The following is a 26,530-nucleotide window of genomic DNA, read 5'->3' as shown; positions in this document are numbered from 1 at the left end:
TGAATTTAAGTTGCTTTACGCGACATTATCGCGAGCATACCATGGCAGCATGAACTCAATCACACTACGACCATGGATCCGCCGCCGCACGCTGCCGGTGCGCACATGAACGCGGCGCGCGCAAGCTTCCCGCTGGCATTGCTGGCATTGCTGGCATTGCTGGCGGTGCCGGCGCCCACCCTGGCCGCCGGCCCCACCTACGGCGAGCATGGCATGGCGCTATTCGGCGGCAAGGACGGCCTGTACGCCTCGCACCTGCCGATGTTCCATGCGCCGCACGACTACCAGGTGGTGCTGCAGCTGCACGTGGCGGACGCCAGGCTGGACGCAGCGCTGAAGCGCCGCCTCGACGGCAAGACTGCGCTGTGGACGGTGGCGCCCGAAAAATTCGACCTGGATCGCCTGTCTCCCGGCGCCACTGTACCGCTGCGCCAGTTCAAAGCAGACTTGGTGCTCGGCCACTTCGAGCAAGGCGGCAAGACACAGTACAGCGCCGCAACATTGGTGGTGGATAAAGTTTTGCTGTACCGGCAGCTCTCCCCGGAAGTTAAAAAAATCTCCACAGCAACTTATGTGCAAATAGGCAACGGTAATCAACGATTTTTGATCAAGAATATCGACAGCCGGCCTGATTTCGATCATATTGTTTCTTACCGTGCAGCATCGCACGCGCCCTACGCACCGATTACCATCGCCAGGAACGGCGTGGCCGAACCGGACGCGAACGCGCTAGCCGCCGCGCTGCAGGCAGTTCCGTCCGCTATACGCGGCACGGTCTACTTCTTTACCGAAGACTTACGGTGATGACAGTTCCTGCGATTTACCAAGGCTTGTGGCGACGCACCGGTATCTGGCGCAGCAATGGCACCAGCGACCTGAGCACGCAGGTCTGGTGGTTTCAGTCCGCCAGCTTCCACATCGATCTGCGCATCCCCATCGACCGCCCTTCCATGGATAGCCGCACCCAGCTGGCCAGGCTCGCGCCCGCGCAGCTGGCCCGTTTCAGCGCGCAGACCGGCTTTGCTGGCAAGACCGTGGTGACGGGCGACCGCTGCGAATGGCGCCCGGAAATCGCCTTCCCCGCGCTGAGCGCCGACCTCGACGCGGGCTGGATGCGCTTCGACAGCGAGGATTCCGTCCATGAAACCGGCATCGACAACAGCTACGAGGAAGACTGGATACGCATGGCGTCCGCGCCCATGCGCGGCGTGCGGCTGGAAACCACCGGCGCGCCCGTTTCGGCTGGCTCGGCGGCCGTGGCCTACCTGATCATCGGCGAACGCTGGATGGCGTGGGCCTGCGGCAGTCCCAGCGACGCCTATTTGCCGGGCGCGCCCGACCACAGCGCCTGGAGCGAGTTCACGGTATTGCACAAAGGCGGCGGCTGGCGCATCGCCGGCTCCAACTGCGCCTGGCTGGAAGGCCAGGAAGTGCCCGACGCGGACGCGCTCGCGGCGCAGCTGCTGTCGCCGGCCGAAATCACCACCCTCCCCTTCGCCCCCGGCCACTGGCGCGTCACGGCACTGGCGTAGGCGCCGCCGGTAGCGCCGGACACCGACGGAAAAGAACTCGCCAGCGGCGCGTACGATTTGATGTAAAAACGGGACCCAAAGGTCCCGTTTTTGCGCCGCTGCTTACTCCGCGGTGGCGGTGGCTTTCTTGGCCGGTGCTTTCTTAGCCGCCGGCTTGACAGCCGCCTTTTTGGCTGCGGGCTTGGCGGCGGCTTTCTTGGCGGCCGGCTTGGCGGCGGCTTTCTTGGCCGGCGCTGCCGGTGCCGCTGCCGCTTCGCCGTCGGCGCCTTCGGCCGCGTCGGCCTTGCCGGCTTTCGGCTTGGCGCCCGGCTTGGCCTTGCGTTCTTCGAACTCGAAGCTGATCTTGCCGTCCTTGCCCTTCACCAGGAAGGCCTTGAACGGACGGCGCGTGCGCTGCGACACGAAGCCCGGCAACAGGTCGGTCTTGCCGTCGTTGAGCAGCTTGCTCATCTGCTCGGGCAGGATTTCCTGCTGCAGGATGATGCGGCCGCTGCGGAAGTCGCAGGTCTTCGGCTTGGCCACGCTGTGCTCGCACACGTAGGCCAGGCCCATTTCATAGACGTTGGCGGCGCATTTCGGGCACGGGCCGACCGGCGTCTGGCCGGTGAAGTCCACGCCCTCGCCGTCCTCGCCTTCTTCGTCGTTCTGGCCGAAGTCGAATTCCAGCTTGAAGTTGCTGATGTCTTCGTCGCGCACGATGCGCAGGATGGCGGCGAACGGACGGCCCATCTTGGAGCGGAAACCTTGCAGCGGGCCGATGGTGCGGTCCTTCAGCAGTTGCTCCACCTCGGCGATCTCGAACTGCCGGCTGCCCGGTGTCTTGCTCATCGAGAAGTCGCACTTGGTGCAGGCGAAACGGCGGTAATTCTCTTTCACCACGCCGCCGCAATTCGGGCACGGCGTGGTCAGGGTGGCGTACTCGCCGGGAATGGTGTCGTTGTCGTATTCCTTGGCGCGCTTGACGATGATTTGCGTCATCTGGGCGATTTCGCGCATGAACTCCTCGCGCGAGATGCGGCCCTTTTCCATCTGCGACAGCTTGTATTCCCACTCGCCGGTCAGCTCCGGCGCGGTCAGTTCGTTCACGCCCAGGCCGCGCAGCAAGGTCATCAGCTGCGACGCCTTCGCAGTCGGCATCAGTTCGCGGCCTTCGCGCAGCAGGTATTTCTCGCCCAGCAGGCCCTCGATGATGGCCGCGCGCGTCGCTGGCGTGCCCAGGCCCTTGCCGGCCATGGCGTCGCGCAGCTCGTCGGAGTCCACCAGCTTGCCGGCGCCTTCCATGGCCGACAGCAGCGTTGCTTCCGTGTAGCGTGCAGGCGGCTTGGTGACCAGGCCGTTGGCCGTGACTTTCTCGGTGTGCACCTTCTCGCCCTTGGCGACCGGCACCAGCATGCCGCTGCCTTCCTTGTCGTCGTCGGCGGCCACGTCCTTGCCGTAGATGGCCATCCAGCCGGCGTTGGTCATGACCTTGCCCTCAGTCTTGAACTGGTGGCCGGACACTTCGGTGTAGCGGGTGGTGACCTGGAACTCGGCGGCCGGGAAGAACACGGCCATGAAGCGGCGCGTCACCAGGTCGTACAGTTTCTGTTCCGGCTCGGACAGGTTCTTCGGTGCGATGCCGGTCGGAATGATGGCAAAGTGGTCCGAGATCTTGCTGTTGTCGAAGATGCGCTTGTTCGGCTTGACCCAGCCCTTGGTCAGGATCTGCTTGGCGAAGGTGTGGTAGTTGTTGTTCTCGCCCAGCACGCCCAGCACTTCCTTGACGGTGTCCAGGTAGTCTTCCGGCAGGTGGCGCGAATCGGTACGCGGGTAGGTCAGCACCTTGTGCTTCTCGTACAGCGCCTGGGCCAGGCCCAGCGTGTTCTTGGCCGAGAAGCCGAAGCGGCCGTTGGCCTCGCGCTGCAGGCTGGTCAGGTCGAACAGGCCCGGCGCCATCGAAGTGGTCGGCTTGGATTCCTCGGTGACGTTGCCCTGCTTGCCCTTGCAGGCCAGCGCGATGCTGTCGGCCGCCGCCTTGGACCACAGGCGCTCGGCGCGCTTTTCCGGATCGGTTTCGTCCTTCTTGAAGCTGGTATCCATCCAGCGGCCTTCGTACACGCCGGCCGCGCAGATGAACTCGGCGCGCACCTCCCAATAGTCGCGCGGCACGAATTTCTTGATCTTCTCTTCGCGCTCGACCACGATGGACAGGGTCGGCGTCTGCACGCGGCCCACGGTGGTCAGGTAGAAGCCGCCCTCTTTCGAGTTGAACGCGGTCATGGCGCGGGTGCCGTTGATGCCGATCAGCCAGTCCGCTTCCGAACGGCAGCGCGCGGCGTCGGCCAGCGGCAGCATTTCATCGTCCGAGCGCAGGTTGTTGAAGCCTTCGCGGATCGCGTTGGGCGTCATCGATTGCAGCCACAGGCGCTGCACCGGCTGCTTGGCCTTGGCGTTCTGCGCGATCAGGCGGAAGATCAGTTCTCCTTCGCGGCCCGCGTCGCATGCGTTGATCAGGCCGGTGACGTCCTTGCGTTTGATCAACTTGTTGAGCACTTTCAGGCGCGACTCGGTCTTGGCGATCGGATTCAGCGCGAAGTACGGCGGGATCATCGGCAGGTGCGCGAAGCTCCATTTGCCGCGTTTGACGTCGTGCTCTTCGGGGACCGCGATTTCCAGCAAGTGGCCCACGGCCGAGGACAGCACGTATTGGTCCGACTCAAAGTACTCATCGTGCTTGGTAAAGCCGCCCAGCGACTTCGCGATATCGTTCGCGACAGATGGCTTCTCGGCGATGATGAGGGTTTTGCTCATAGTTTTCGTATTCTCTTGTTTTTTTACTCTGGATTTGGCGCAGCATGCGCATCATACAGAACATTCTTATACCGCATGCTGAACTTTTGCAATCCCGGCATGGTTGCCGCGGTAAGGCGGCCTGGCGCTGCATAGGGTAATCTTGAAGTCTTGCGGCATGCAAGCGGGGAACAGCGGGAAGCAGGCTCAGTGCAGCAGGCGCGGCATCTGGTCTTCGTCGGAACCGAACAGGTCGTCGAACATCAGCGCGTCCGGCTCCTTGCCCTGGCTCCACAGCAGCATCAGGACGATGACTTTCAGCTTGCCCAGCGACACCGGCATTTCATCCAGCGCCAGCGCGCGTTCAATGACGATTTCGCGCTGCAGCGGCGACAGCACCTGCGCGCTTTCCAGGAACTGGATAAAGCCGATGGCGGCGGTGCCCAGCGCGTCCCTTTCCTCTTCCACATAGTAGCGGGTGCCGGTGGACGCGGCCGTCAGCGATTGCTCGACACCGGCCATTTCATTCAGGTCGGTCAGCCAGACCAGCGCTTCGGATATCTCCTCGTCGTCGAAACCGACGGCCGACAGTTTCCGTGCCAATGCGGCCGGTTCCGGGCACGCATCGGGGCGGTAATAAGTCTCGTAGAGATAAACAAGGATGTCGAACATGGCGCTACTCTAACAGTTAAGAACGGCGAAACACAAGCCCTGCACCGCATCGTTACTGGCCCCGGCGGGTCAGGCGCTGAAAAATTCCTCCCGGCAAACGTTCCACCAGGCCGGCCAGCTCCAGCGCCAGCAGATGGGTGTGCGCATCGGCGGCGGACAGGCCGGCGCGCTGGGCCAGGGTGTCGGCGTGGGCCGGATCGTGGCCGAGCGCGGCCAGCACCGCCTCCAGTTCGGCGCGCACCAGGGCGGTGGCCTGCAGGCGCTCGGCGCCTGCGCCCGACGGCGCCTCGGGCAGCAGCTCCTCGAGGATGTCGGCGGCGCACTCGGCCAGCTTGGCCTTGCATTCCCGTATCAGCGCGTTGCAGCCCTTGCTCAGGGTGGCGTGGATGGAGCCGGGCACGGCGAACACGTCGCGCCCCTGGTTCAGGGCGTAGCGCGCCGTAATCAGCGAACCGGACTGGGCGGCCGCCTCGATCACCAGCACGCCGCGCGCCAGGCCGCTGATGATGCGGTTGCGGCGCGGAAAATTGTCTGGCAGCGGCGCCGTGCCCAGCGGATACTCGCTGACGATGCAGCCCTCGGCGGCGATGCGCAGCGCCAGCTCGCGGTTGCGGGCGGGATAGAGCCGGTCGATGCCGGTGCCCATCACGGCCACCGTGCCGGCGCCGCCACCAGCGCCGCCGCTGCCCGCCAAGGCGCCCGCGTGGGCGGCGGCGTCTATCCCCAGCGCCAGCCCGGACACCACGGTCAGCCCGGCCGCCGCCAGCGCCTCGGCAAAGCGGTCCGCGTTGGCCACGCCCTGCGCGCTGGCATTGCGGCTGCCAACAATGGCGACGGCGGGCCGGTACAGCAGCTCGCGCCGTCCTCTTGTATACAGTAGCAGCGGCGCGGCGGGGATATGGACGAGCTGGGGCGGGAAGGCGGGATCGTCCAGCGCCATCAGCGCGTGGCCCGGCTGCTCCGCCCAGGCCAGCGCGGCGTCCGCGAGCCGGGCCGCCTCGTCCAGCAGCGCGGGCGGCGGCGCGCGCAGCGCCTGCACGGCGGAAGCCACCAGCACGTCGGCCAGCACCTCGGCCAATATCCCGGCCAGGCGGGCGGGAGCGGCGTCGAACACGCAGTCGGGATGTTGCAGTTCAGATATCAGCGCGGCGCCGGCAGTGACGCCGACGCCGGGCGTCAGCTGCAGGCGCAGCCAACTGGCGAGTGCCGCGCGGCTCAGCGGCTGCGGGGCGGGGGCGGGGGTATCCGTGGCTTGCACGGCGGGGTTTACTCCGGCGATTTGGCAACGTCGCCCACTTCCACTGGCGCCGTCACCTGCATGATCAGGCCGTACGAAATATGCTTGAACACGCGGAAGATAAACAAGCTGCCCACTTCCTCGTCCGGCAGCTTGACCTGCGGATTCCCCAGGTTGTGCCAGCCTTTGCTGGCGCCCGGATCGGTCACCGTCTTCCCCTTATGGTACAGCTGCAGCACGGAGCCGATATCGAGTCCGTCAAGCTTTCCGCGATTAATGCTGACAACCTGGTTCTGGCCGGCGTGGGTCACGCCGCCGTAAATGGCGACCACGGCCGCGTCCACCTGGCGCTCGGGCGGGTGCGGCACGTAGTTTTGCAGCGGCGTGGGCGGCGCCTGCATCAGCAAGTCGCCCTTGCCCATTTCTTCCTTGGCCGTGGCGACGGTGAAGGTATGCACTTCGGAACCGGCCTTGGCCAGCGCCACCAGTTTGAGCGTGCCTAAATAGAATGCTTCCTGGCCGATGACGGCCTTGGTGACCGGGTCCTTCAGCGGCTTGCCGGGGCGGAACACCTGGAACGACGTGCCGCCCTTGAGGTCGCCGCGCACATAGGCTTTTTCATCCTTGCCGAGGAAAACATGGCCTTCCTGGGCCGCAATGATGCGCGGCGCGTTCTTCAGCTCGTCGTCCTCGATGATCAGCGGCTGGGTCAGGAACGGTTCGATGTCGCCGGTCGGGATGGATTGCACGGCATCCTTGCCCAGGCCTTCCGTGCGCAGCTGCGGCGACAGGCGCAGCGCCGACGGATCGCCTGCCCCGCTGCCGTCGCCGACGCGCTTGCCCAGCCGCAGCCGGCCTGCGGCGCGGTCCAGGTAGACGATCTGGCCCGGATAAATCCAGTGCGGATTGCGGATTTCCTCGCGGTTCATGCCCCAAACCTGCGGCCAGCACCAAGGCCGCTCCAGGAACTTGCCGGAGATATCCCACAGGGTATCGCCCTTGACCACCACGTGCTGGTCCGGCGCATTGGGCCGGAATTCGCAGTTCATGGTCTGCGCCGAAGCGGCTCCTGCACCGGAAATGAGCGTCGCGATCAACAGGCGTGCGCCGACTGTGCTAAAATTTTTCATTAAGATGTCCGTTAAAGGCGGGCATGGACGAAAGGCTGGATCGCGACCTGAAGGTTGCCCTGCTGAATCAAATTCTGCCCATAATACCCTGAACTAGCAAGAGAAACCACGCTGCGCAGCAGGGTGTGCCTGTTGCATTTTTAAGTCACACGACTAATCCGCATGTCCATATTGAATATCCTCCGCTATCCCGACCCGCGCCTGCACAAGGTGGCGCAGCCTGTTACCGCCTTCGACGCGCGCCTGGCCAAACTGGTCGCCGACATGGCCGAAACCATGTACGAGGCACCGGGCGTCGGCCTGGCCGCCACCCAGGTGGACGTCCACGAGCGCGTTGTCGTCATCGACATCACCGAAGACAAGAGCAACCTGATCGCCTTCATCAACCCGGAAATCATCTGGTCCAGCGAAGAGCGCCAGGTGTATGACGAGGGCTGCCTGTCGGTGCCCGGCGTGTACGACGGCGTGGAGCGCCCTTCCCAGGTGAAAGTGCGCGCCTTCGACGTCAAGGGCGAACAGTTCGAGCTGGAAGCGGACGGCCTGCTGGCCGTGTGCATCCAGCATGAAATGGATCACCTGATGGGCAAGGTGTTCGTGGAATACCTGTCGCCGCTGAAGCGCAACCGCATCAAGACCCGCATGATCAAGGAAGAACGCGGGCTGGCGCGTGAAAAGGCGCTGCGCGAGCAAGGCCGCCGCATCTGATCACCACATGGCCGGCACTGTCCGGCCATGTTTTTTAGTGCCATCTGTTAATCTGTTAGTGCCATCACAAGAGGAAAAAAGATGAAAATAATCTTCGCGGGCACACCCGAATTCGCAGCCGTGGCGCTGCAAAGCCTGCACGAGGCGGGTTTCGAGATCCCCCTGGTGCTGACCCAGCCCGACCGCCCGGCCGGACGCGGCATGCACCTGCAGCCGTCCGCCGTGAAGCAGTACGCGGTGGCGCACAACATCCCCGTAGCGCAGCCGCTGTCGCTGCGCATGGACAGCAAAGATCCGCAGCGCGCCGCCGAAGCCAGGCAAGCCCATGAGCTGCTGATGGCGACCGACTACGACGCCATGGTGGTGGCCGCATACGGCCTGATCCTACCGCGCAGCACGCTGGACATCAAGCCCTGCATCAACATCCACGGCTCGCTGCTGCCGCGCTGGCGCGGCGCCGCGCCCATCCACCGCGCCATCGAAGCCGGCGACGCGGAAACCGGCGTCACCATCATGCAGATGGAAGAAGGCCTGGACACCGGCCCCATGCTGCTGATCGAGCGCCTGCCGATCGGCCCGCAGGACAGCACCGGCGTGCTGCACGACAAGCTGGCCGCCATGGGCGCGCGCATGATCGTCAAGGTGATGCAGAAGATGGAACACGGCATCGTGGAAGCGGTGCCGCAGCCGGAAGCGGGCGTCACCTACGCCGCCAAGATCAGCAAGGAAGAAGCGGCGCTGGACTTTTCGCAGTCCGCGCGCGAGATCGGCCGCAAGATCCGCGCCTTCAACCCCTTCCCCGGCGCGCACGGCGACGTGAACGGCGTGACCATCAAGCTGTGGGGCGCCGAAGTGCTGGACGCCGACAGCTCGGCCCCCGCCGGCCAGGTGCTGGCGGCGGATGCGCAGCACGGCATCGTGGTGGCCTGCGGCGGCGGCGGATCGCTGCGCCTGACCGAGCTGCAGAAGCCGGGCGGCAAGCGCCTGCCGGCTGCCGAGTTCATCAAGGGCTTCGCGCTGGATGGCCTGCGTTTCGCCTGAGGCGGCTGTGCGCCTGCCGCCGCACATACGGGGCGGCGCGCTTGGCTGAGCCGGTGCGCATCGACCAGCTGGCCGCGCTGCGCGCCCTGCGCCGCGTGGTCGAACTGGGCAGCTTCACGGCTGCTGCCGAGGCGCTGGACCTCAGCCACACCGCCGTCTCGCGCCAGATCAAGCAGCTCGAAGCCCATCTCGGTGCCCAGCTGCTGAACCGGACCACGCGCCGCTTCGCCCTCACCGACGCCGGCAAGCAATACTACGAAGCCAGCCGCCAGATCCTGGATGCCCTGGACGACGCCGACCGCGCCGTGGGCCGGCATCAGGCGCGCCCGTCCGGCAGCCTGCGCATCAACGCGCCCATGGCTTTCGGCACGCTGGAGCTGGCCGGCTGGCTGCCCGCCTTCATCGCGCACTATCCTGAATTAAGAGTGGACCTGGTCTGCAACGACCGCATTGTCGACCTGATCGAAGACGGCTTCGACGTGGCGCTGCGCCTGACGCGCGGCCTGCCGGACTCCACGCTGGTGGCAAAGAAACTGGCCGACAGCCCGCTGCTGCTGGCCGCCAGCCCCGCCTACCTGAAACAGCACGGCGCGCCGCGCACGCCGGCCGACCTGCGCAACCACAACTGCCTGGCCTACACCCAGGCGCAGCATCCGCACCAGTGGACCTTCAGCGGCCCGGACGGCGCGACAGAGACGGTCAGCGTGCAAGGCAACCTGCAAGCCAACACCAGCGTCGCCCTGCGCGCGGCCGCGCTGGGCGGCCTGGGCATCATCAGCGCCGCCGCCTTCATCGTGCACGAAGACGTGCAGCGCGGCGCCTTGACCGCGCTGCTGCCGGACTATCCGCAGCGGCCCCGGGAACTGTACGCGCTCTATCCGCAGAGCCGCCACTTGTCCCCGAAGGTACGCGCCTTCATCGACTTCGCCGCCGCCCACTACCGCGAGCGCGGCTGGGCCTGAGGCTAGGCGGCCTGTTCCATCTTCTTCACCGCGCGGTACTGCTGGGTGAGGCCGCCGTAGCCCCAGGCGGCGGGACGTGCGTCGTCGATGTGGACGTAGCTCACCTCGTGCAGCGGGCCAAGCAAGCCGGCCATTTCTTCGAATACCGCCTTGATGTAGGCCGCCTTGTCGATCGCCGTGTTGGTCTCGTCGGTGATTTTGATGTCGAGGAAGAAGCTGGCCTTCTCTTGCTGCGCCAGCGACTGCTCGCCGATGTACCAGTGCTGCTGCGGCACGTGCGAGATGGCGATGGAGGTCAGCGGCTGCGCCTTGTGCAGGATGTCGTGGGTCAGGCGCAGCAGGATGGCGGCGGCGCGCTGCGATTGGTCGGCGCTGGCGTTGTTGGTCGGCGTGGACAGGGTGAGGTTCAGGATGGGCATGGTGCTACTCCTTTAGTGGATCGGGTTAAGGTGTAGCCATCGTAGGCCTCCTGCCCCAACCGCACCAGCCGCGCGGGCGCACATGATTTGTGCGGGCGGCGCACATAGGCGGCTTACGCGCGCGGCGCTAAGCCGCCCTACGGTTTGAGCTGGCGGATGGGGGACAGGCGGGGGAAGACGTGGCGCTGGCTGCGCACTTCCTTGTTCCATTCCTGGTTGGCCTGGTGCAGCGCGGCGTCGTAGTAGCCGCGTCCGTGGTCCAGGTGCAGGCTGACGATGGAGTGCCGCGCGCGCACGCCGCGCACGCCGATGTTGTTCAGCCGCAGGCCCATGTTCAGGTCTTCGCCGCCGTAGGCCATGCTTTCGTCGAAGCCGCCCACTTCCAGCACGTCGTGCCGCCATGCGCAGCTGTTGGCGCCGCTGAAGGCGTTGCGCGGCGACAGGAAGTCGTAGAAGCGCTGCAGGCGCGGATTGCGCAGCAGGCGGTTGCGGCTCTTGTCGAAGCCCGGGATGGCGCTCAGGAAGTCGTAGTCGAACAGGCGCTGGTCCAGGATGGCCGGGCGCAGGTCGTTATTCAAATGGTACGCTTCCGGCACGCTGATATGGCTGCCGCCGGCCAGGAAGGCGCCGGGACGGCTCAGGCGCAGGTAGGTCTCGACGAAATCATCGCGCGGAATGCAGTCGCCGTCGGTGAACAGCAGCAGGTCGCCGCTGGCCTGCAGGATGGCCTTGTTCAGGGCGCGGCATTTGCCGAAGCCCCGGTGCTCCTGGGTCAGGTGGATCAGCGGCAGGTCCAGGTGGCGGCAGCTTTCCACTGCCTCGGCAATCTCGGGGAACTCGCCGTCCTGGGAAACGATGATCTCGTCCGGCATGCGGGTCTGGGCGGCGTAGCCGGTCAGGACGAACTCCATTTCGCGGCGCTTTTTATGCGCGGAGATGATAACGGTAATCTTCATGCCGCCATGTTACCGGAACAACGCGGGTATTGCTCCAGCTTATGCCGCCGATGCTGCAATGCCGTATAATTTTAGACCCGGTATCGCATTCCCCCGGCCATCCTCCAGCCACGTCGCGAAAGTATTAAATGAATAACAAAGCCACCCAGCCACGCTACTCCAAGACCGAAGCCCAATTGCGCGACATCCTCGCCAAGCGCATCATGTTCCTGGACGGCGCGATGGGCACCATCATCCAGCAGTACAAGCTGGATGAAATGGCTTACCGCGGCGGCCCGGCCGGCCGCTTCGCCGACTTCGCCGCCCCCGCCGCCGCCAACCCTGCCGGCTTGGCCGCGCGCGAGCTGTTCGTCAAGGGGAACAACGAGCTGCTGACGCTGACGCAGCCGCACGTGATCCAGGAGATCCACGAGCGCTACCTGGCCGCCGGCGCGGACCTGATCGAGACCAACACTTTCGGCGCCACCTCGATCGCGCAGGACGACTACCACATGGCCCACCTGGCCTACGAGATGAATGTGGAAGCGGCCAAGCTGGCCAAGGCCGCCACGGCCAAGTACAGCACCCCGGACAAGCCGCGCTTCGTGTGTGGCGCGCTCGGCCCGACGCCGAAGACCGCCTCCATCTCGCCGGACGTGAACGACCCGGCCGCCCGCAACGTGACCTTCGACCAGCTGGTGGCCTCCTACTACGAGCAGGTGCGCGGCCTGGTGGACGGCGGCTCCGACGTGCTGCTGGTGGAAACCATCTTCGACACGCTGAACTGCAAGGCCGCCCTGTTCGCCATCGACCAGTACTTCGATGAGCGCCCGCAGCAGGAACGCCTGCCGCTGATGATCTCCGGCACCGTGACCGACGCTTCCGGCCGTATCCTGTCCGGCCAGACCGTGCCGGCCTTCTGGAACTCGGTGCGCCACGCGCGTCCGCTGACCATCGGCCTCAATTGCGCGCTGGGCGCGGCGCTGATGCGCCCTTACGCCGAAGAGCTGTCGCAGATCGCCGACACCTTCGTCTGCATCTACCCGAACGCCGGCCTGCCCAACCCGATGAGCGACACCGGCTTCGATGAGCTGCCGGCCGACACCTCCGCCCTGCTGCGCGAATTCGCCGACGCCGGCTTCATCAACGTGGCCGGCGGCTGCTGCGGCACCACGCCGGACCACATTGCCGCCATCGCCGCGCTGCTGAAGGACACCACGCCGCGCGCGCTGCCGGAAGTGAAGGTCGCGCAGCGCCTGTCCGGCCTGGAACCGTTCACCATCGACGACGACTCGCTGTTCGTCAACGTGGGCGAGCGCACCAACGTCACCGGCTCGAAAGCGTTCGCGCGCATGATCCTGAACGAGCAGTACGACGAAGCGCTGTCGGTGGCGCGCCAGCAGGTTGAAAACGGCGCCCAGGTCATCGACATCAACATGGACGAGGCGATGCTCGATTCGCTGGCCGCCATGACGCGCTTCCTGAACCTGATCGCCTCCGAACCGGACATCTCGCGCGTGCCCATCATGATCGACTCGTCCAAGTGGGACGTGATCGAAGCAGGCCTGAAGTGCGTGCAGGGCAAGTCCATCGTCAACTCCATCTCGATGAAGGAAGGCGAGGAAGAGTTCATCCGCCAGGCCAAGCTGTGCCGCCGCTACGGCGCCGCCGTCATCGTCATGGCCTTCGACGAGAAGGGCCAGGCCGACACCTTCGAGCGCAAGATCGAAATCTGCGCGCGCGCCTACAAGGTGCTGACCGAGCAGGTGGGCTTCCCGCCGGAAGACATCATCTTCGACCCGAACATCTTCGCCATCGCCACCGGCATCGAGGAACACAACAACTACGCGGTGGACTTCATCAACGCCACGCGCTGGATCAAGGACAACCTGCCGCACGCGAAGATCTCGGGCGGCGTGTCCAACGTGTCGTTCTCCTTCCGCGGCAACGACCCGGCGCGCGAAGCCATCCACACCGTGTTCCTGTACCACGCCATCAAGGCCGGCATGACCATGGGTATCGTCAACGCCGGCATGGTGGGCGTGTACGACGACCTGCCGGCCGAGCTGCGCGAGCGCGTGGAAGACGTGGTGCTGAACCGCCGCGAAGACGCCACCGAGCGCATGATCGAAATCGCCGGCACGCTGAAGGCCGGCGGCAAGGCGCAGGAGCAGAACCTGGAGTGGCGCAACGCCATCGTCGAGAAGCGCCTGGCGCATGCGCTGGTGCACGGCATCACCCAGTTCATCACCGACGACACCGAAGAGATGCGCCAGCAGGTGCTCGCTTCCGGCGGCCGCCCTATCCACGTGATCGAAGGTCCGCTGATGGACGGCATGAATATCGTCGGCGACCTGTTCGGCCAGGGCAAGATGTTCCTGCCGCAGGTGGTGAAGTCGGCGCGCGTGATGAAGCAGGCCGTGGCCCACCTGATCCCCTACATCGAAGAGGAAAAGCTGGCCGAGGAAAAGCGCACCGGCATCGTCGCCAAGCCGAAGGGCAAGATCGTCATCGCCACCGTGAAGGGCGACGTGCACGACATCGGCAAGAACATCGTGTCCGTGGTCCTGCAGTGCAATAACTTCGAAGTGGTGAACATGGGCGTGATGGTGCCCTGCTCCGAGATCCTGGCGCGCGCCAAGCTGGAAAACGCCGACATCATCGGCCTGTCCGGCCTGATCACGCCGTCGCTCGAAGAGATGGCCCACGTGGCCAAGGAAATGCAGCGCGACGAGCACTTCCGCATGATGAAGATCCCGCTGCTGATCGGCGGCGCCACCACCAGCCGCGCCCACACGGCGGTGAAGATTTCGCACAACTACGAAGGCCCGGTGGTGTACGTGCCGGACGCGTCGCGTTCGGTGTCGGTGGCGCAGTCGCTGCTGACGCCGGAGAGCCGCGAGCAGTACATTGCCGAGATCGAGCAGGACTACGTGCGCATCCGCGAGCAGCACGCCAACAAGAAGGCGCTGCCGACCGTGTCGCTGGCCGCCGCCCGCGCCAACAAGGCCAAGCTGGAGTTCGCGCCGGTAAAGCCGAAGTTCATCGGCCGCCGCGTGTTCAAGAACGTGGACCTGGCGCTGCTGGCCAACTACATCGACTGGGGTCCGTTCTTCCAGACCTGGGACCTGGCCGGCCCCTTCCCCGCCATCCTCACCGATGAGGTGGTGGGCGAAGCGGCCAGCAAGGTGTACGAGGAAGGCCAGGCGCTGCTGAAGAAACTGATCGACGGCCGCTGGCTCACCGCCAACGGCGTGGTGTCGCTGCTGCCGGCCAACAGCGTGAACGACGACGACATCGAGGTCTATACCGACGACGAGCGCAACACCGTGGCCTTCACCTACTACGGCCTGCGCCAGCAGGGCGTGAAGCCGATTATCGACGGCGTGCAGCGTCCGAACCAGTGCCTGGCCGACTTCATCGCACCGAAGCTCATTGACGGCAAACCGTCGGGCATCAAGGACTACATCGGCATGTTCGCCGTGACTTCCGGCCTGGGCATCGAGAAGTACGAGCAGCGCTTTGAAGACGCGCACGACGACTACTCCTCCATCATGCTCAAAGCGCTGGCCGACCGCCTGGCCGAGGCCTTCGCCGAATACATGCACGAGCGCGTGCGCAAGGACCTGTGGGGCTATGCCGCCGCCGAAACGCTGAGCAACGAGCAGATGATCGCCGAGGAATACGCCGGCATCCGCCCTGCGCCCGGCTACCCGGCCTGCCCGGAGCACACGGTGAAAGCCGACATGTTCAAGGTGCTGCAGGCCGAAGAGATCGGCATGGAGCTGACCGAGTCGTTCGCCATGTTCCCCGGAGCGGCCGTGTCCGGTTTCTACTTCGCGCATCCGCAGTCGAAGTACTTCACCGTCGGCAAGATCGGCAGCGACCAGTTCGAGGACATGGCCGCCCGCCGCAACATCGACAAGGCGGAACTGGAACGCTACCTGGCGCCCAACCTGTAAAAAAACCGGGAACCTTTTGACCGCTGCGATGGCCTAAGCATGGAGTTAACCACTTCAATGGAGGCCATATGGAAAACAAGGTTGCAATCAAGCGCTGGCAGGATCAGCTGACCCTGCTGCTCGGCTTGTGGCAGTTCATTACGCCATGGGTGTTTGACTACGGCATCCCGTCCCAGCTGGCGTGGAATGCGTTCATCACCGGCGCCGTGATGGCGGTGCTGGCGGCGTTTGACCTGTACAAGACGTATTTCTGGGCCGTAGTGCTGAACCTGCTGGTCGGCATCTGGGTGGCGGTGTCGCCCTGGGTGCTGGCGCGCGCCGAACAAGTCACCGTGCCGCAGACGGCGATGTGGAACAACCTCATTGTCGGCCTGGCGGTTGCCGTGCTGGCGCTGTGGGAAATGCGCACCGATCCGGAACTGCGCACGCACTGGCCGGGCGCGGCGCATCCGTGATGCTGGCCGGGCTAGGCTACAGCCATGAGCCCGCGAGCCGCGGCAATTGGATACGGCGTAGGGCGGGTTAGCGCGTGAGCGCGTAACCCGCCGGCCCTTAATGCTGATCGCGGCGGAATTTCCAGATGGCGAGGCCGGCGAACACGGCGGCGAAGGCGAGCTGCACGCCCATGGGGCCGAGCGCGCCTTCCATGCCGAGGCCGCGCCACGTGACCGCATCGAAGCCATCCACCGCCCAGCGGGTGGGGATGGCGACGGTCAGCTGCTGCATCCACGCCGGGAAGACGAAGGACGGCACCCAGGCGCCGCCCAGCATCACCATGATCAGCGTGGCGAACACCGCAATGCCGCGCGCCGCTTCAGGCGTCTTGCCGAAAGCGGCAATCAGCAGGCCGAAACCGGCCGTCATCAGCGCGAAGCACAGGCCGACGCCGGCAAAGCCCAGCGGGTTGGCAATCTGCACCTTGAAGATCAGCATGGCGCACAGGAAGATGGCCACCAGCAGGCCGGACGCGATCACGGCGGCCGACACGGCACGCGCAAGCAGCACGGCCGTCAGCGATACCGGCGCAGCCAGCAATCGGTTCCAGATGCCCATGCGGCGCGCCAGCAAGATGCCGATGCCCATGTCCACGCCCATGAAAAGAATGAACTGCACGCTCATGCCGGCGAAGGAGTGGGCGTAGCCGTTGTACTTGGGACCGGAGCTGAGCGCTTCATCTTTGGTGGCGAAGGGCATGCTGAGGCCGGCCTTGCTCTTGCCCGCGTCCCCGCCCGCCCCACCCGCGACACCGTCGGCACCGTCCTTCGCGGCGCTGGCCTGCTCCGTCTGCTGGAACTTGCGCACGCTGGCCAGCATGTCGCGCAGTTCGGGCCGGCCCTTGCCTTGCGCGGCCTCCTGTTCCAGCTGCTTCAGGCTGGTATCCATGAATTTCTCGCCGGTCTGGCCGCCGAACATTTCGGCGCTGACGATCTGCATTACCTGCTGCGTGAGCATGCCCTTCACCATGGCCAGCGTGGTCGATTGCGAGGGGTCGTAGAACACGGGAATCTCGGGCTTGTCCGCGGCGTTGAACAAGGCCTTGCCGGCGGCGTCGCCGAAGCCTTGCGGGATCACCACGGCCACCGTCAGCTTGCCCGAGCGGACCCGGGCCTGCGCTTCTCCCAGCGGCAGTTCGACGATGCGCAGCGAGGCGTCGGCCTTCAGGCCGTCTGCAATCTTCACGCCGACCGGGCTGCTGTCCCGCAGCACGAGGCCGACGTCGATCTTGCCGGTGTTGGCGTCGCCCCCCGCCGCCGAACAGCGAGCCGAAGAAGGCGGCCAGCACGATGGGCAGCATCAGGTTGATCAGCAGCGCGCGCTTGTCGCCGAGGTAGAGGATGAGGTCTTTACGGACCAGTGCGAAAAAGGCGGTCATGGTTAGTCGCGCAGGCTGCGGCCGGTGAGGTTGAGGAAGATGTCTTCAAGGTTGGTCCTGGCGGTGGCGAAGTGCTGCAGCGCGCAGCCTTGCGCGTCCAGCCAGGCCAGCACGGAGGCGGCGTGCGCGGTGGCGGCAAGGCCGATTTCAAGCACCGGGCCGCCCGCGCCGGCAGGGCCTGCCGCGCCCTCCAAGCGTGCGCCGGCGGCGCTGTCCGGGCCAGCGGACGCGGCGGCGCTGCCTGCGCGGCCCAGCTCGCTCACCCCGCTCACGCCGGGCAGGCCGCGCAGGCCGGCCAGCAATTCGGCCAGGCGCGCCGGCGGCAGCGGCTGCGCCAGTTCGGCGCGCAGCGCGGCTTGCGCCGGCAGGCGGCGGTACAGGTCGGCCGGGCTTTCGTCGGCCAGCACCTTGCCGTGGTCGATGATGACGATGTGGTCAGCCAGCCGCTCCACTTCTTCCATGTAGTGGCTGGTGTAGATCAGCGCCATGCCCCTGGCCTTGAGCGCTTCCAGCGTGTCGAAGATGGCGTTGCGGCTTTGCGGATCGACGCCGACGGTGGGCTCGTCCAGGATCAGCAGCCTGGGTTCGTGCAGCAGCGCGGCGGCGATGTTGAGGCGGCGCTTCATGCCGCCGGAGAAAGTGGATGGCTTGTCTCCAGCGCGGTCGGCCAGGCGCACCATGTCCAGCGCCTGCGCGCAGCGCTCCTTGAGCAGCGCGCCCTTCAGGCCGTACAGCGCGCCGAACAGCTTGAGGTTCTCGATGGCGGACAGGTCTTCGTACAGCGCCAGGTCCTGCGGCACCAGCCCGATCTTGAGCTTGGCGCCGTTCTGGCCTTGCGCCATGGCCTGCCCTTCCAGCTCGACACTGCCGCCGTCGCTGCGCAGCAGGCCGCAGATCATGCTGACGGTGCTGGACTTGCCGGCGCCGTTGGGGCCGATCAGCCCCACGGTCTGGCCGTGCTTGACCTGGAAGGAAACGCCGTCGACCGCGCGGCGGCCGCCGTAGGACTTACTGAGTTGATTGACGCTAAGCAGGACTGTGGACATGGCGCATTGCGATCCGTTAAAAGAATCGCAAGCGTATCGCGTCTGTTAGCCTTCTAGCAAGTGACAAGTGTCATGACTTGTCATGGCTTGTCGTGGCGCGTCACAATGCGTAGCGCACCACGTTGTCGCTCCACTCGAACGCGGCCATTTCCAGTTCCACCAGCTCGTCGGTGGACACGGCCAAGTCGCGCAGCGTGGGCACGATCTTGTGTTCCATGTCCTCGATCTGCTCGATGCACTCGGCCAGTTTCAGCAGGTCGCCGAAGAAGCCGCCGCGGAACATCAGCGCGTCCTGCACTTCGTCGATGACGGGGATCTGCGCCAGGATTTCAGACATGGGAATGCCGAACAGCGTATCCATCAGCGACATGATGCCGACCGTGAACGCGATGTCGGCCGCGTGGCGTTGGCTGGGGCGCAGCTTGTGCGCCAGCAGTTCCAGCAGGCGGCCGCGGGTGGTGGCCAGCATCAGCAGCGGCGTCATGCTGTGGCCGCGCTTGCTCGGCTCGGCGTACAGCATGATCTGCAGCCAGCGCTGCAGCTGGCGGCGGCCCAGGATGGTGACGGCCTGGCTCAGCGAATCGATGCGCTGGCGCGCGCCCACGGCTGGCGTATTCACCAGGCGCAGCAGGTTCAGCGCCAGCGACACGTCGCGCTTGATGGCGCGCTCGATTTCCTGGTTGTCGGCCTCGGAGGTGACCAAGGTCATCAGTTCCATCACGGCCAGCTGCGACGGCGACAGCTTCTTGCCGCTCATGATGACCGGTTTGGCGAAGTAATAGCCCTGGAAGTAGTCGAAGCCCAGGTCCAGGCAGTTCTTGAACTCGTCGCGCGTTTCCACCTTCTCGGCCACCAGCTTCTTGCCGTCCTGCTTGAAGCGCGGCGCCAGCTTCATCAGGGTGGGCAGCGGCGTGCTGCGCATGCTCATCTTTACGTATTCGATCATCGGCAGCAGCGTCTGCACATTGCCGGTGTCGGCCGTCACGTCGTCCAGCGCGAAGCTGAAGCCGTGGCTTACCAGCTCGGCCATGCGGTTCAGCACCGGCGGCGTCGCCTCCATGGTCTCGACGATTTCCAGCACCACTTTCTCGCGCGGCAGGAAACCGAAGATATCGCTCATGATGACGTCGGCATCGACGTTGACAAAGCCGAGCGCGTCGCCGATCACCTTTTCCATGCCCAGCTGCGAGGCGTGGGCAATGACGGAGGCGGTGGCGCCGATGTCGCTGGTGATGTTGGCCGGCCCCACGGGCGCGTTGCGGAACAGCAGTTCGTAACCGAACAGTGCCTGGTTACGGTCCAGCATCGGCTGACGGCCAAGGTAGAACTCGCGCACGCGCAAGCTCTTGGAAGAGGTATCGTTGGTCGAAAGGTCGATCATGGAAGAATCATCTCTGTTCGGTGGTGCCAGAAGGCAACTAATCCGCTGTTTTACGCGGTTTTACCTGATATTTTGGCATCATTCGCTGTCGTTGTCTCTGACAATTTTTCTGCGCCGGAAGTATCCGGTACTCCATCCAGAAATACTTTCAGTTCTCCAGGCGCAAACGCGGTCCACTGTTCATTCGTGGTGAGCGGCTGGGTGACAATGATGGCGACCCGGTCGTTGGGCGTGGTGACTTCGGAAAAGTCCACGCTCACATCCTCGTCCGACAGCTCGGCCGTCACGAAAGGATACTGCCGCACCAGGTAGTACAGATTGGTGGAGCAATGCGCGTACAGCTCGTTGCCGCTGGAGAGCATCATATTGAAGGTGCCGTGCGCGGCGATCTCCGCCACCAGGGCGGCCAGCACGGCGCGCAACGCGCCCCGCTCCGGCTGCACGTCGCCAAAGCGGGCGCGCAGCGTTTGCAGGATGTAGCAGAAGGCGCGCTCGCTGTCAGTGGTGCCGACCGGACGGAAGGCGCCGTCCAGCACCGGATGGAATTCCTTCAAGTCGCCGTTGTGCGCGAATACCCAGTAGCGGCCCCACAATTCGCGCACGAAAGGGTGGCAATTTTCCAACGCCACCTGCCCTTGCGTGGCCTTGCGGATGTGGGCGATGACGTTGCGCGACTTGATCGGGTAGCGCTTGATCAGCTCGGCGATCGGCGACTCGATGGCGGCCTGGTGGTCAACGAAATGGCGCACGCCGGCGCCCTCGAAAAAGGCGATGCCCCAGCCGTCATGGTGGGTGTCGGTGCGGCCGCCGCGCATGGCAAAGCCGGTGAAGCTGAACACAATGTCGGTCGGGACATTGCAGTTCATTCCAAGTAATTGGCACATAGTAAGGGGAAATCTGCAACAGACTCCCACCTTACCATGCCTGCGCCCTTTAATGCAGCAGGACGGGTTGGCTCATCAGTAACTCGTAGCTGCCGAGGAATTCATCGATTTCCTCCATGGTGGGCTCGCTGGCGATCAGCTGGTTGACGTCGCGCCGGAAGCTTTGCGCCAGCACGCCCGCGATGAAAATCTCGCGCTTGCAGCCTTTATCGACAATTTCATAGCCGCCAAAGCGCAGGGCTTCCAGGTCGCGGTCCGCACCGAATTCAACCACGCTGTATTGCTCGCTGTTGTAGATCAGGTTCATTTTGCTTCCTTCACGCTTGGGGCGGAAGCTGGATTTGTTCCGCCGGTCCATATTGAAGTGGGGACCGGACGCCGCTTTTCAAGCCTAGGCTTGCAAGTCGGCAGCCAGGTCCAGCAAGTCGCCATACGGAGCTTCCAGCAGCATGCTGCGCAACTGATCCACATGCTCCGCGTTTGCCAGGCTGATGAACAGCTGCGCTGGCGGACGGCGCAGCAGACGATTCAATGTTACTCGCAAAACGAGATTTCCCGCGCAGCACAGGCAGCCGGGGGCGATGCGCAGCACCTGCAGGCCCGTTTCAGGGGCGGATTCGAGGGGGGAATTGGCGTCCGCCAGGCCTTCGAGGATGACGGCGGCAGGCCGGACAGGGGTGGGCGCGGCCGCAGCCAAAGCGGAGGCGATGGCCGCTTCGCGCACGGCGGCGCGCGCGCCGGTGACCAGCGTGGTGCGGCTACGGATGGGGGAGGAAGCGCCGGCGCCGGTCCCGGCAGCGCCGGGTGCGGCACCAGCGGCGGCCATTATTGGTTCTTCTTGGCCAGCTTGCCCGGCTCGACGCCGAGCTGCTTGAGCTTGCGGTACAAGTGCGTGCGTTCCAGGCCGGTCTTTTCCGCCACCCGCGTCATGCTGCCGCCTTCGCGGCCCAGGTGGTGTTCAAAGTACATGCGCTCGAAGGCGTCGCGCGCCTCGCGCAGCGGCAGGTCGAACGACAGGTTGAACATATGGCCCTCGCCGGCCGTGGCGCCCGCGCCGCGCACCGCGGCGTGGGCTTGCGGCATGGCGGTGCTGAACGGTGCGCCGGCGGCCACCGCGCCGTCTTCCGGCGGCGGCGCCACGGCCGGGCGCGGCGCCAGCGACGGCGAACGCACGGTTTCCTGGGCGCGCGTCAGGCCGGCTTGCACTGCCTTCAGCAGTTTCTGCATGGCAATTGGCTTTTCCAGGAAATTCAATGCGCCGATGCGCGTGGCCTCGACCGCCGTGTCGATGGTGGCGTGGCCGGACATCATGATCACCGGCATGGTCAGCAAGCCGTCGCGCTGCCATTCCTTCAGCAGCGTGACGCCGTCCGTGTCCGGCATCCAAATGTCGAGCAGGACCAGATCCGGCGCGCCTTGCGCACGCGCCTCGCGCGCCTGCTGCGCGTTTTCGGCAAGCTGTATTGCGTGTCCTTCGTCGCTCAAAATTTCCGAGAGCAACTCGCGGATACCCATTTCATCATCCACTACCAGAATGTTTGCCATCTATCCCTGCCTTTTTTCAATCGCCGGTCATGCTGACATTGTAAGCCTGCATGCTAGCAATAATTTTATTAGTCTTCCAATATTATGCCAACTGCACCGGTGCCAACTTTAACAGCAAAATCAGTACCGAAGCGCCACTTCTATCGACATGGTTCTGGATATCAATCCGTCCCCCATGCTCGTCGATAATTTTTTTCACCATCGCCAGCCCCAAACCCGTGCCGCGCGCCTTGGACGTCACGTAGGGTTCGAAGGCGCGCGCCAGGATTTTGGGTGCGAAACCGGGGCCGTTGTCCGAGATCGCCAGGCGCACGGCGACGCGGGTGCCGCCGTCTGCGCTCTGGTAATGGATGGCCTCGGTGACCACGTCGATGCGCGGCGCCACGCCGGCCGGCGGCTGGTCCAGCAGCGCATCTTGCGCGTTCTGCAGTAAATTATGGATGACCTGGCGCAGCTGGGTGGCGTCGCCCATCACCAGCGGCAGCTGCGGCGCCAGCGCCAGGTGGATGATGTCGCTCACTTCGCCGGTCAGGTACAGGTTCAGGATCTCTTCCACCAGCGCGTTCACGTCCAGCGGCTCAAGCACGGCCGGCGGGGTTTTCGCGTAATCGCGGAAGTCGTCCACCATGCGCTTCATGGCGGCAACCTGGTTGACGATGGTGGTGGTGGCCTTGTTCAGCAGGTCCACGTCGTTCTGCATCTCGAGCTTGGATTCAAGCTTCATCTGCAGGCGTTCGGCCGACAGCTGGATAGGCGTCAGCGGATTCTTGATTTCGTGCGCCAGGCGGCGCGCCACCTCGCCCCAGGCGATGGAACGCTGGGCCGAGATCACGTCGGTAATGTCATCGAACACCACGATGTAGCCGCTGCCGTTCTCCACCGGCAGGCGCGAGCCGCGCGTGAGCAGGGTCAGGTCGTGGTCTTCCGGGTTGGCGCTCTGGGCCGGGCGCGGGATCTCGATCTGGCGCTGCCAGTGCAGGCGCTGCACGTTGCGGCCGGCGGCCGAGTGCGCGCTTTGCGCCGAGAACGCGGCCACGATGGCGTTGGCGAATTCCTGCAAGCCTTCGATCTCGGTGAGCTGCTGGCCTATCATCGTCACGCCGGCGTGCTGCAGGATGCGCTCGACCGAATCGTTGCAGCTGACCAGGCGGAACTCGCCGTCCAGCACCATCACCCCGGCCGACATATTGGCCAGCACCGACTCCAGGTGGGCCTTGGCGTTCTGCAGCGCGGCGCGGTTCTTGTCCACGGCGATGCGCGCGTCCGACAGCTGGCGCGTCATGGTGTTGAACGACTGCGTCAGGGTGCCCAGCTCGTCCGAGCTGGCCACGATGGGGCGCGGCGACAGGTCGCCGCCGGCCACCGCGCGCGTGCCCTCGGCCAGCAGCAGCAGCGGCTGGGCCAGGTCGTTGGCGATCAGGAAGGCTGCCGCGATGGCGCCGAACACGGCCAGCAGCAGCGTCAGCGTCAGCGTTTCGATATACATCTTGCGCAGGCCGACGCGGGCCACGAAGCGTTCCTTGTATTCGCTGTAGGCGGTGCGCAGCATTTCGCCGTTGGCGGCCAGCTTGGGCGGCACCGCCTGGATGATCTGCAGGAAACGCGGCGCCAGGTGGGTGCCGTTGGGCTGCACCGGGTCCGGTATCGCCATCAGCACGCGCACGCGCAGCACGCTGGAGGCGTCCGGCAGCGGCGGCGGCGGCGCGCCCACGCGGTCGTCGCGCAGCTCGCTGCCGCCCTCGGCCTGGGCGTAAGAATCCTCGCTCTTGGCCACGGCCAGCATGGGCGCGTTGGGCAGGTCGGCCGACAGGTTGATGCGCTGCGGCCCGGTGGCCGAAACGATCAGCCCGCCTTCCGCGTCCACGATGATGGCGCTCTGCGTGCCGGGATGGGTCTTGACGAAGCGCGCCAGGATGGCCGGTGCGGCGTAGAACGGTTCCTCGGCCAGCAAGGTGGAGGTCTTTCGCGCTTGCCCGTTGAGGTCGGCCACAGCCTTGTCGAGCGCGTCACGGCCCAGGTTCAGGCCGGCGTCCAGCGCTTCCTCGATGCGCACGTTGAACCAGGAATCAATCGAGTGGGAGACGAACTGCACCGACACCAGGAAGATCACCAGGCCGGGCAGTACGCCGATGGCGGCAAACAGCAGCACCAGCCGCGTCATCAGCTTGGAGCCGAACTTGCCGGCCCGGTAGCGCGAGTACAGGCGGAACAGCGACACGCCGACCAGGATCAGCAGCGCCAGCGCGACCGCCGCGTTCAGGCCCAGCAGCCAGCCGTAGTAGCGGTCGAACAGGCCGGAGTTGTCGGAGGCGGAGGCGAGCAGGAACAGCAGGATGCTGACCGTGGCGCCGGCAACGACGAACAGATACCGCAAAGCCGGCGTCACTTATTCAGCCCTGTACAGGAAGGTTTTTTTGTTGGACGCCAGGCGCCATTCACTGTTGTTGAAGGCGTTGACCTGGATCGGCTTGGGCAGGTAGTCGCGGTCCATGCCCATGCGCAGGGTGACGTTGTAGACCTCGCCCACCTTGAGCGCGCCGCGCGGCGCCACCACCCAGCGGCTGGGCCGGCGCAGCAGGAACAGCGCGTCCTCCAGCGTGGAAAAACTCTGGCGCACGCCGCTCACCGGCCCCACGTGGTACTGGCGCGTGAGCACGTTGTAATTGATGCTGAAGGTGCGCTTGACCTTGACGGCCTTCTCGTCCATCCAGTACCAGCGCGGACGGGTGAATTCGACTTCGGTGGTGAAATACAGGGTGACGCCGAACTGCAGCGCGTCTTCCAGGCCATGGTTCAGCTCGAACGAATACGCGGCCGACAGGCGGTAGCCCTCTTCGGCCGCTTCGATGGTGGCGCGGGTGATCTCAACCGTCTCGTCCGAGGCGCGCGCCGGCGTCAGCGCGCACGCGCACATCAGCAGCAACTGCCAGGCGAGGAGTCGAAAAAAACGTAGCGTCACGAGTGGGCCGGTACTAGTTTGCGCGCAGAGGGTTTTCACACATCGATTACGCATTTTTCTGGAATAACGCGTAAAACAATCCATCGTGATCCTGTTCGGCACTGCCGGTGGGCAGCAACTGACCGGGCGCATCGAGACGGGTGGCGCCATGGCGCACCGCGAAAGCGGCCGCCTGCGCCTCGGATTCTTGCGGCCACAACGAACATGTCACGAACAGCAATTTACCATTGGGGGCGAGCATCTGCCAAAGGTTGTCGAGAATTTTGCCGGAAAGTGTTGCAAGTTGGAGCGTGTCGCCCTTGCGGCGCAGCCAGCGGATATCCGGGTGGCGGCGCACGATGCCGGAGGCGGTGCACGGCACGTCGGCCAGGATGCGGTCATAGGCCTGGCCGTCCCACCAGTCCGGGTGCTGGGCATCGGCCGCCTTCAGGGTTGCCTTCAGGCCCAGGCGCTCCAGGTTCTCGCCCACGCGCGCCAGGCGCTTGGCGTCCGCGTCCAGCGCGGTCACGTCGGCATCCGCCAGCTCCAGGATGTTGCAAGTCTTGCCACCCGGCGCGGCGCAGGCGTCCAGCACGCGCATGCCGTCCTGGACGTCGAGCAGCTGCGCGGCCAACTGGGCCGCCGCGTCCTGCACCGAGACCACGCCGTCGTCGAAGCCCGGGATCAGGTGCACGCCGACCGGCTTGGCCAGGCGCACCGCCTGCGGGCCGATCTGGGCGGCGGCGATGCCGGCCTGCTCCAGCGTTGTCAGGTAGTCGGCCACCGAGCTGCGGCGCGCGTTCACGCGCAAGGTCAGCGGCGGCGGCTGGTTGCCGGTGGCCAGTACGGCCTGCCAGTCGTCCGGGTAGGCGGCGCGCACGGCGTCGATCCACCATTGCGGGTAATTCCACTTGGCCACCGGCTGCAGCGCGGCCGCCTCCAGCAGCTCCTTGCGCTCGCGCTGGAAGCGGCGCAGCACGGCGTTTACCATGGGCTTGGCGCGCTCGGTGTCTGGATGCGCCCAGGCGGCGGTGACGGTCTGGTCCACCACGGTGAACTGTTCATAGGCCGAGCTGCCGTCGGCGTCCTTCTGCATCAGCGGCAGCGCGCAGGCCAGCAGGGCCGCCACCAGCGGTTCCGGGGCTTTGGGGGCCATCAGGGCGATCAAGGCGTCGCTGTGGCCCAGCGCGCGCATGGCGCGGTAGGCGATGTCCTGCATGGCGCCGCGCGCCTGCGGGGTGGCGCTGGTATTGGCGAACACGCCGGCCAGCGCCTGCGGCAGCGCCATGCCGGTGCGCACCTGGGCCACGGCGGTGGCGGCGCCCAGCAGGGCGAAAGCCAGCGAGTCCTGGCGCAGGTCGGTCTGGAAATTGACTTGCAGCGCAGGTTTCAGGTCGCGGTGATGGCTCTCGCGGAACTCCGGTTTCGGACGCGGCGGCGCGAAAGTCAGCGCCGGCGGGGCCTTGCGCTGCTTCGGCGCGGCCTTGGCCCAGACCGCT

General features: G+C 65.3%; 23 protein-coding genes. 7 read left to right on the top strand and 16 right to left on the bottom strand.

The features are described 5' to 3' along the window. The first annotated feature begins 72 nt into the window (after nt 1-72). Both ACFJI2_RS00455 and ACFJI2_RS00450 read left to right on the top strand, forming a co-directional pair. The gene (locus tag ACFJI2_RS00455) at nt 73-804 is read left to right on the top strand and encodes a hypothetical protein (protein WP_377703280.1); all 732 of its coding nucleotides are present in this window, start codon (nt 73-75) and stop codon (nt 802-804) included. Next, nucleotides 804-1,532, top strand: coding sequence for a hypothetical protein (locus tag ACFJI2_RS00450; RefSeq protein WP_377705776.1), 729 nt, complete (start codon nt 804-806; stop codon nt 1,530-1,532). Before ACFJI2_RS00455 ends, ACFJI2_RS00450 begins: the two co-directional genes overlap by 1 nt. A gap of 102 nt (nt 1,533-1,634) precedes the next feature. On the opposite strand, the gene ACFJI2_RS00445 is transcribed toward ACFJI2_RS00450, so the two are convergent. From ACFJI2_RS00445 to ACFJI2_RS00430, 4 genes are all read right to left on the bottom strand, one after another. Then, nucleotides 1,635-4,322: a DNA topoisomerase III gene (locus ACFJI2_RS00445; protein ID WP_377703279.1), complete on the bottom strand. Its 2,688-nt coding sequence runs from the start codon at nt 4,320-4,322 to the stop codon at nt 1,635-1,637. 186 nt (nt 4,323-4,508) lie between these two features. Beyond that, nucleotides 4,509-4,973, bottom strand: coding sequence for a DUF494 domain-containing protein (locus ACFJI2_RS00440; RefSeq protein ID WP_107877792.1), 465 nt, complete (start codon nt 4,971-4,973; stop codon nt 4,509-4,511). Between the two features lie 52 nt (nt 4,974-5,025). Beyond that, nucleotides 5,026-6,231, bottom strand: coding sequence for a DNA-processing protein DprA (dprA, locus tag ACFJI2_RS00435; RefSeq protein ID WP_377703278.1), 1,206 nt, complete (start codon nt 6,229-6,231; stop codon nt 5,026-5,028). Nucleotides 6,232-6,239: 8 nt separating this feature from the next. After that, nucleotides 6,240-7,340, bottom strand: a complete 1,101-nt coding sequence (locus ACFJI2_RS00430; protein WP_377703277.1) for a LysM peptidoglycan-binding domain-containing protein — start codon at nt 7,338-7,340, stop codon at nt 6,240-6,242. A gap of 162 nt (nt 7,341-7,502) precedes the next feature. Here ACFJI2_RS00430 and def point away from each other — a divergent pair, with 162 nt between their 5' ends. The 3 genes from def to ACFJI2_RS00415 all read left to right on the top strand — a co-directional run bounded on the left by def (nt 7,503) and on the right by ACFJI2_RS00415 (nt 10,048). Beyond that, nucleotides 7,503-8,045, top strand: coding sequence for a peptide deformylase (def, locus tag ACFJI2_RS00425; RefSeq protein ID WP_377703276.1), 543 nt, complete (start codon nt 7,503-7,505; stop codon nt 8,043-8,045). Between the two features lie 81 nt (nt 8,046-8,126). Continuing rightward, nucleotides 8,127-9,086, top strand: coding sequence for a methionyl-tRNA formyltransferase (fmt, locus tag ACFJI2_RS00420; RefSeq protein WP_377703275.1), 960 nt, complete (start codon nt 8,127-8,129; stop codon nt 9,084-9,086). Between the two features lie 41 nt (nt 9,087-9,127). Next, nucleotides 9,128-10,048, top strand: coding sequence for a LysR family transcriptional regulator (locus ACFJI2_RS00415; protein WP_377703274.1), 921 nt, complete (start codon nt 9,128-9,130; stop codon nt 10,046-10,048). 2 nt (nt 10,049-10,050) lie between these two features. On the opposite strand, the gene ACFJI2_RS00410 is transcribed toward ACFJI2_RS00415, so the two are convergent. Both ACFJI2_RS00410 and ACFJI2_RS00405 read right to left on the bottom strand, forming a co-directional pair. Next, entirely contained in the window at nt 10,051-10,467 is a 417-nt protein-coding gene (locus ACFJI2_RS00410; RefSeq protein ID WP_377703273.1) for a 4-oxalocrotonate tautomerase family protein, read from the bottom strand. A gap of 137 nt (nt 10,468-10,604) precedes the next feature. Further along, on the bottom strand, nt 10,605-11,423 hold the full coding sequence (locus ACFJI2_RS00405; protein WP_377703272.1) for a glycosyltransferase: 819 nt from the start codon (nt 11,421-11,423) through the stop codon (nt 10,605-10,607). Nucleotides 11,424-11,551: 128 nt separating this feature from the next. On the opposite strand from ACFJI2_RS00405, the gene metH reads away from it, so the two are divergent. After that, nucleotides 11,552-15,364: a methionine synthase gene (metH, locus tag ACFJI2_RS00400; RefSeq protein WP_377703271.1), complete on the top strand. Its 3,813-nt coding sequence runs from the start codon at nt 11,552-11,554 to the stop codon at nt 15,362-15,364. 68 nt (nt 15,365-15,432) lie between these two features. Beyond that, nucleotides 15,433-15,819, top strand: a complete 387-nt coding sequence (locus tag ACFJI2_RS00395; RefSeq protein ID WP_377703270.1) for an SPW repeat protein — start codon at nt 15,433-15,435, stop codon at nt 15,817-15,819. A 97-nt stretch (nt 15,820-15,916) separates the two neighbouring features. Here the strand turns inward: ACFJI2_RS00395 and ACFJI2_RS00390 are convergent, their stop codons facing one another. The 10 genes from ACFJI2_RS00390 to rsmB all read right to left on the bottom strand — a co-directional run bounded on the left by ACFJI2_RS00390 (nt 15,917) and on the right by rsmB (nt 26,481). Continuing rightward, the gene (locus ACFJI2_RS00390) at nt 15,917-17,044 is read right to left on the bottom strand and encodes an ABC transporter permease (RefSeq protein ID WP_377703269.1); all 1,128 of its coding nucleotides are present in this window, start codon (nt 17,042-17,044) and stop codon (nt 15,917-15,919) included. Between the two features lie 195 nt (nt 17,045-17,239). Next, nucleotides 17,240-18,283, bottom strand: a complete 1,044-nt coding sequence (locus tag ACFJI2_RS00385) for an ABC transporter ATP-binding protein (protein WP_377703268.1) — start codon at nt 18,281-18,283, stop codon at nt 17,240-17,242. A 100-nt stretch (nt 18,284-18,383) separates the two neighbouring features. Beyond that, on the bottom strand, nt 18,384-19,664 hold the full coding sequence (locus tag ACFJI2_RS00380; RefSeq protein WP_377703267.1) for an EAL and HDOD domain-containing protein: 1,281 nt from the start codon (nt 19,662-19,664) through the stop codon (nt 18,384-18,386). 50 nt (nt 19,665-19,714) lie between these two features. Continuing rightward, nucleotides 19,715-20,548, bottom strand: coding sequence for a class II glutamine amidotransferase (locus tag ACFJI2_RS00375; RefSeq protein WP_377703266.1), 834 nt, complete (start codon nt 20,546-20,548; stop codon nt 19,715-19,717). Nucleotides 20,549-20,597: 49 nt separating this feature from the next. Beyond that, nucleotides 20,598-20,855, bottom strand: a complete 258-nt coding sequence (locus ACFJI2_RS00370) for a DUF3567 domain-containing protein (RefSeq protein ID WP_107877858.1) — start codon at nt 20,853-20,855, stop codon at nt 20,598-20,600. An 84-nt stretch (nt 20,856-20,939) separates the two neighbouring features. Then, nucleotides 20,940-21,374 (bottom strand): GTPase, encoded by a 435-nt coding sequence (locus ACFJI2_RS00365; RefSeq protein ID WP_377703265.1) that lies wholly within the window; start codon nt 21,372-21,374, stop codon nt 20,940-20,942. Further along, on the bottom strand, nt 21,374-22,093 hold the full coding sequence (locus tag ACFJI2_RS00360) for a response regulator (protein WP_377703264.1): 720 nt from the start codon (nt 22,091-22,093) through the stop codon (nt 21,374-21,376). The genes ACFJI2_RS00365 and ACFJI2_RS00360 overlap by 1 nt, the downstream gene beginning before the upstream one ends. An 82-nt stretch (nt 22,094-22,175) precedes the next feature. Beyond that, complete coding sequence (locus tag ACFJI2_RS00355) at nt 22,176-24,479, bottom strand: ATP-binding protein (protein ID WP_107877820.1); 2,304 nt, start codon at nt 24,477-24,479, stop codon at nt 22,176-22,178. Then, complete coding sequence (locus tag ACFJI2_RS00350; protein ID WP_377703263.1) at nt 24,480-25,052, bottom strand: DUF4390 domain-containing protein; 573 nt, start codon at nt 25,050-25,052, stop codon at nt 24,480-24,482. Nucleotides 25,053-25,098: 46 nt separating this feature from the next. Then, complete coding sequence (gene rsmB, locus ACFJI2_RS00345) at nt 25,099-26,481, bottom strand: 16S rRNA (cytosine(967)-C(5))-methyltransferase RsmB (RefSeq protein ID WP_377705775.1); 1,383 nt, start codon at nt 26,479-26,481, stop codon at nt 25,099-25,101. Nucleotides 26,482-26,530: the final 49 nt, after the last annotated feature.

It is taken from the genome of Pseudoduganella sp. UC29_71 (assembly GCF_042693265.1).
In the GTDB taxonomy this organism is placed as follows: domain Bacteria; phylum Pseudomonadota; class Gammaproteobacteria; order Burkholderiales; family Burkholderiaceae_D; genus Rugamonas.
This window is presented reverse-complemented; position numbering and strand designations above follow the sequence as displayed.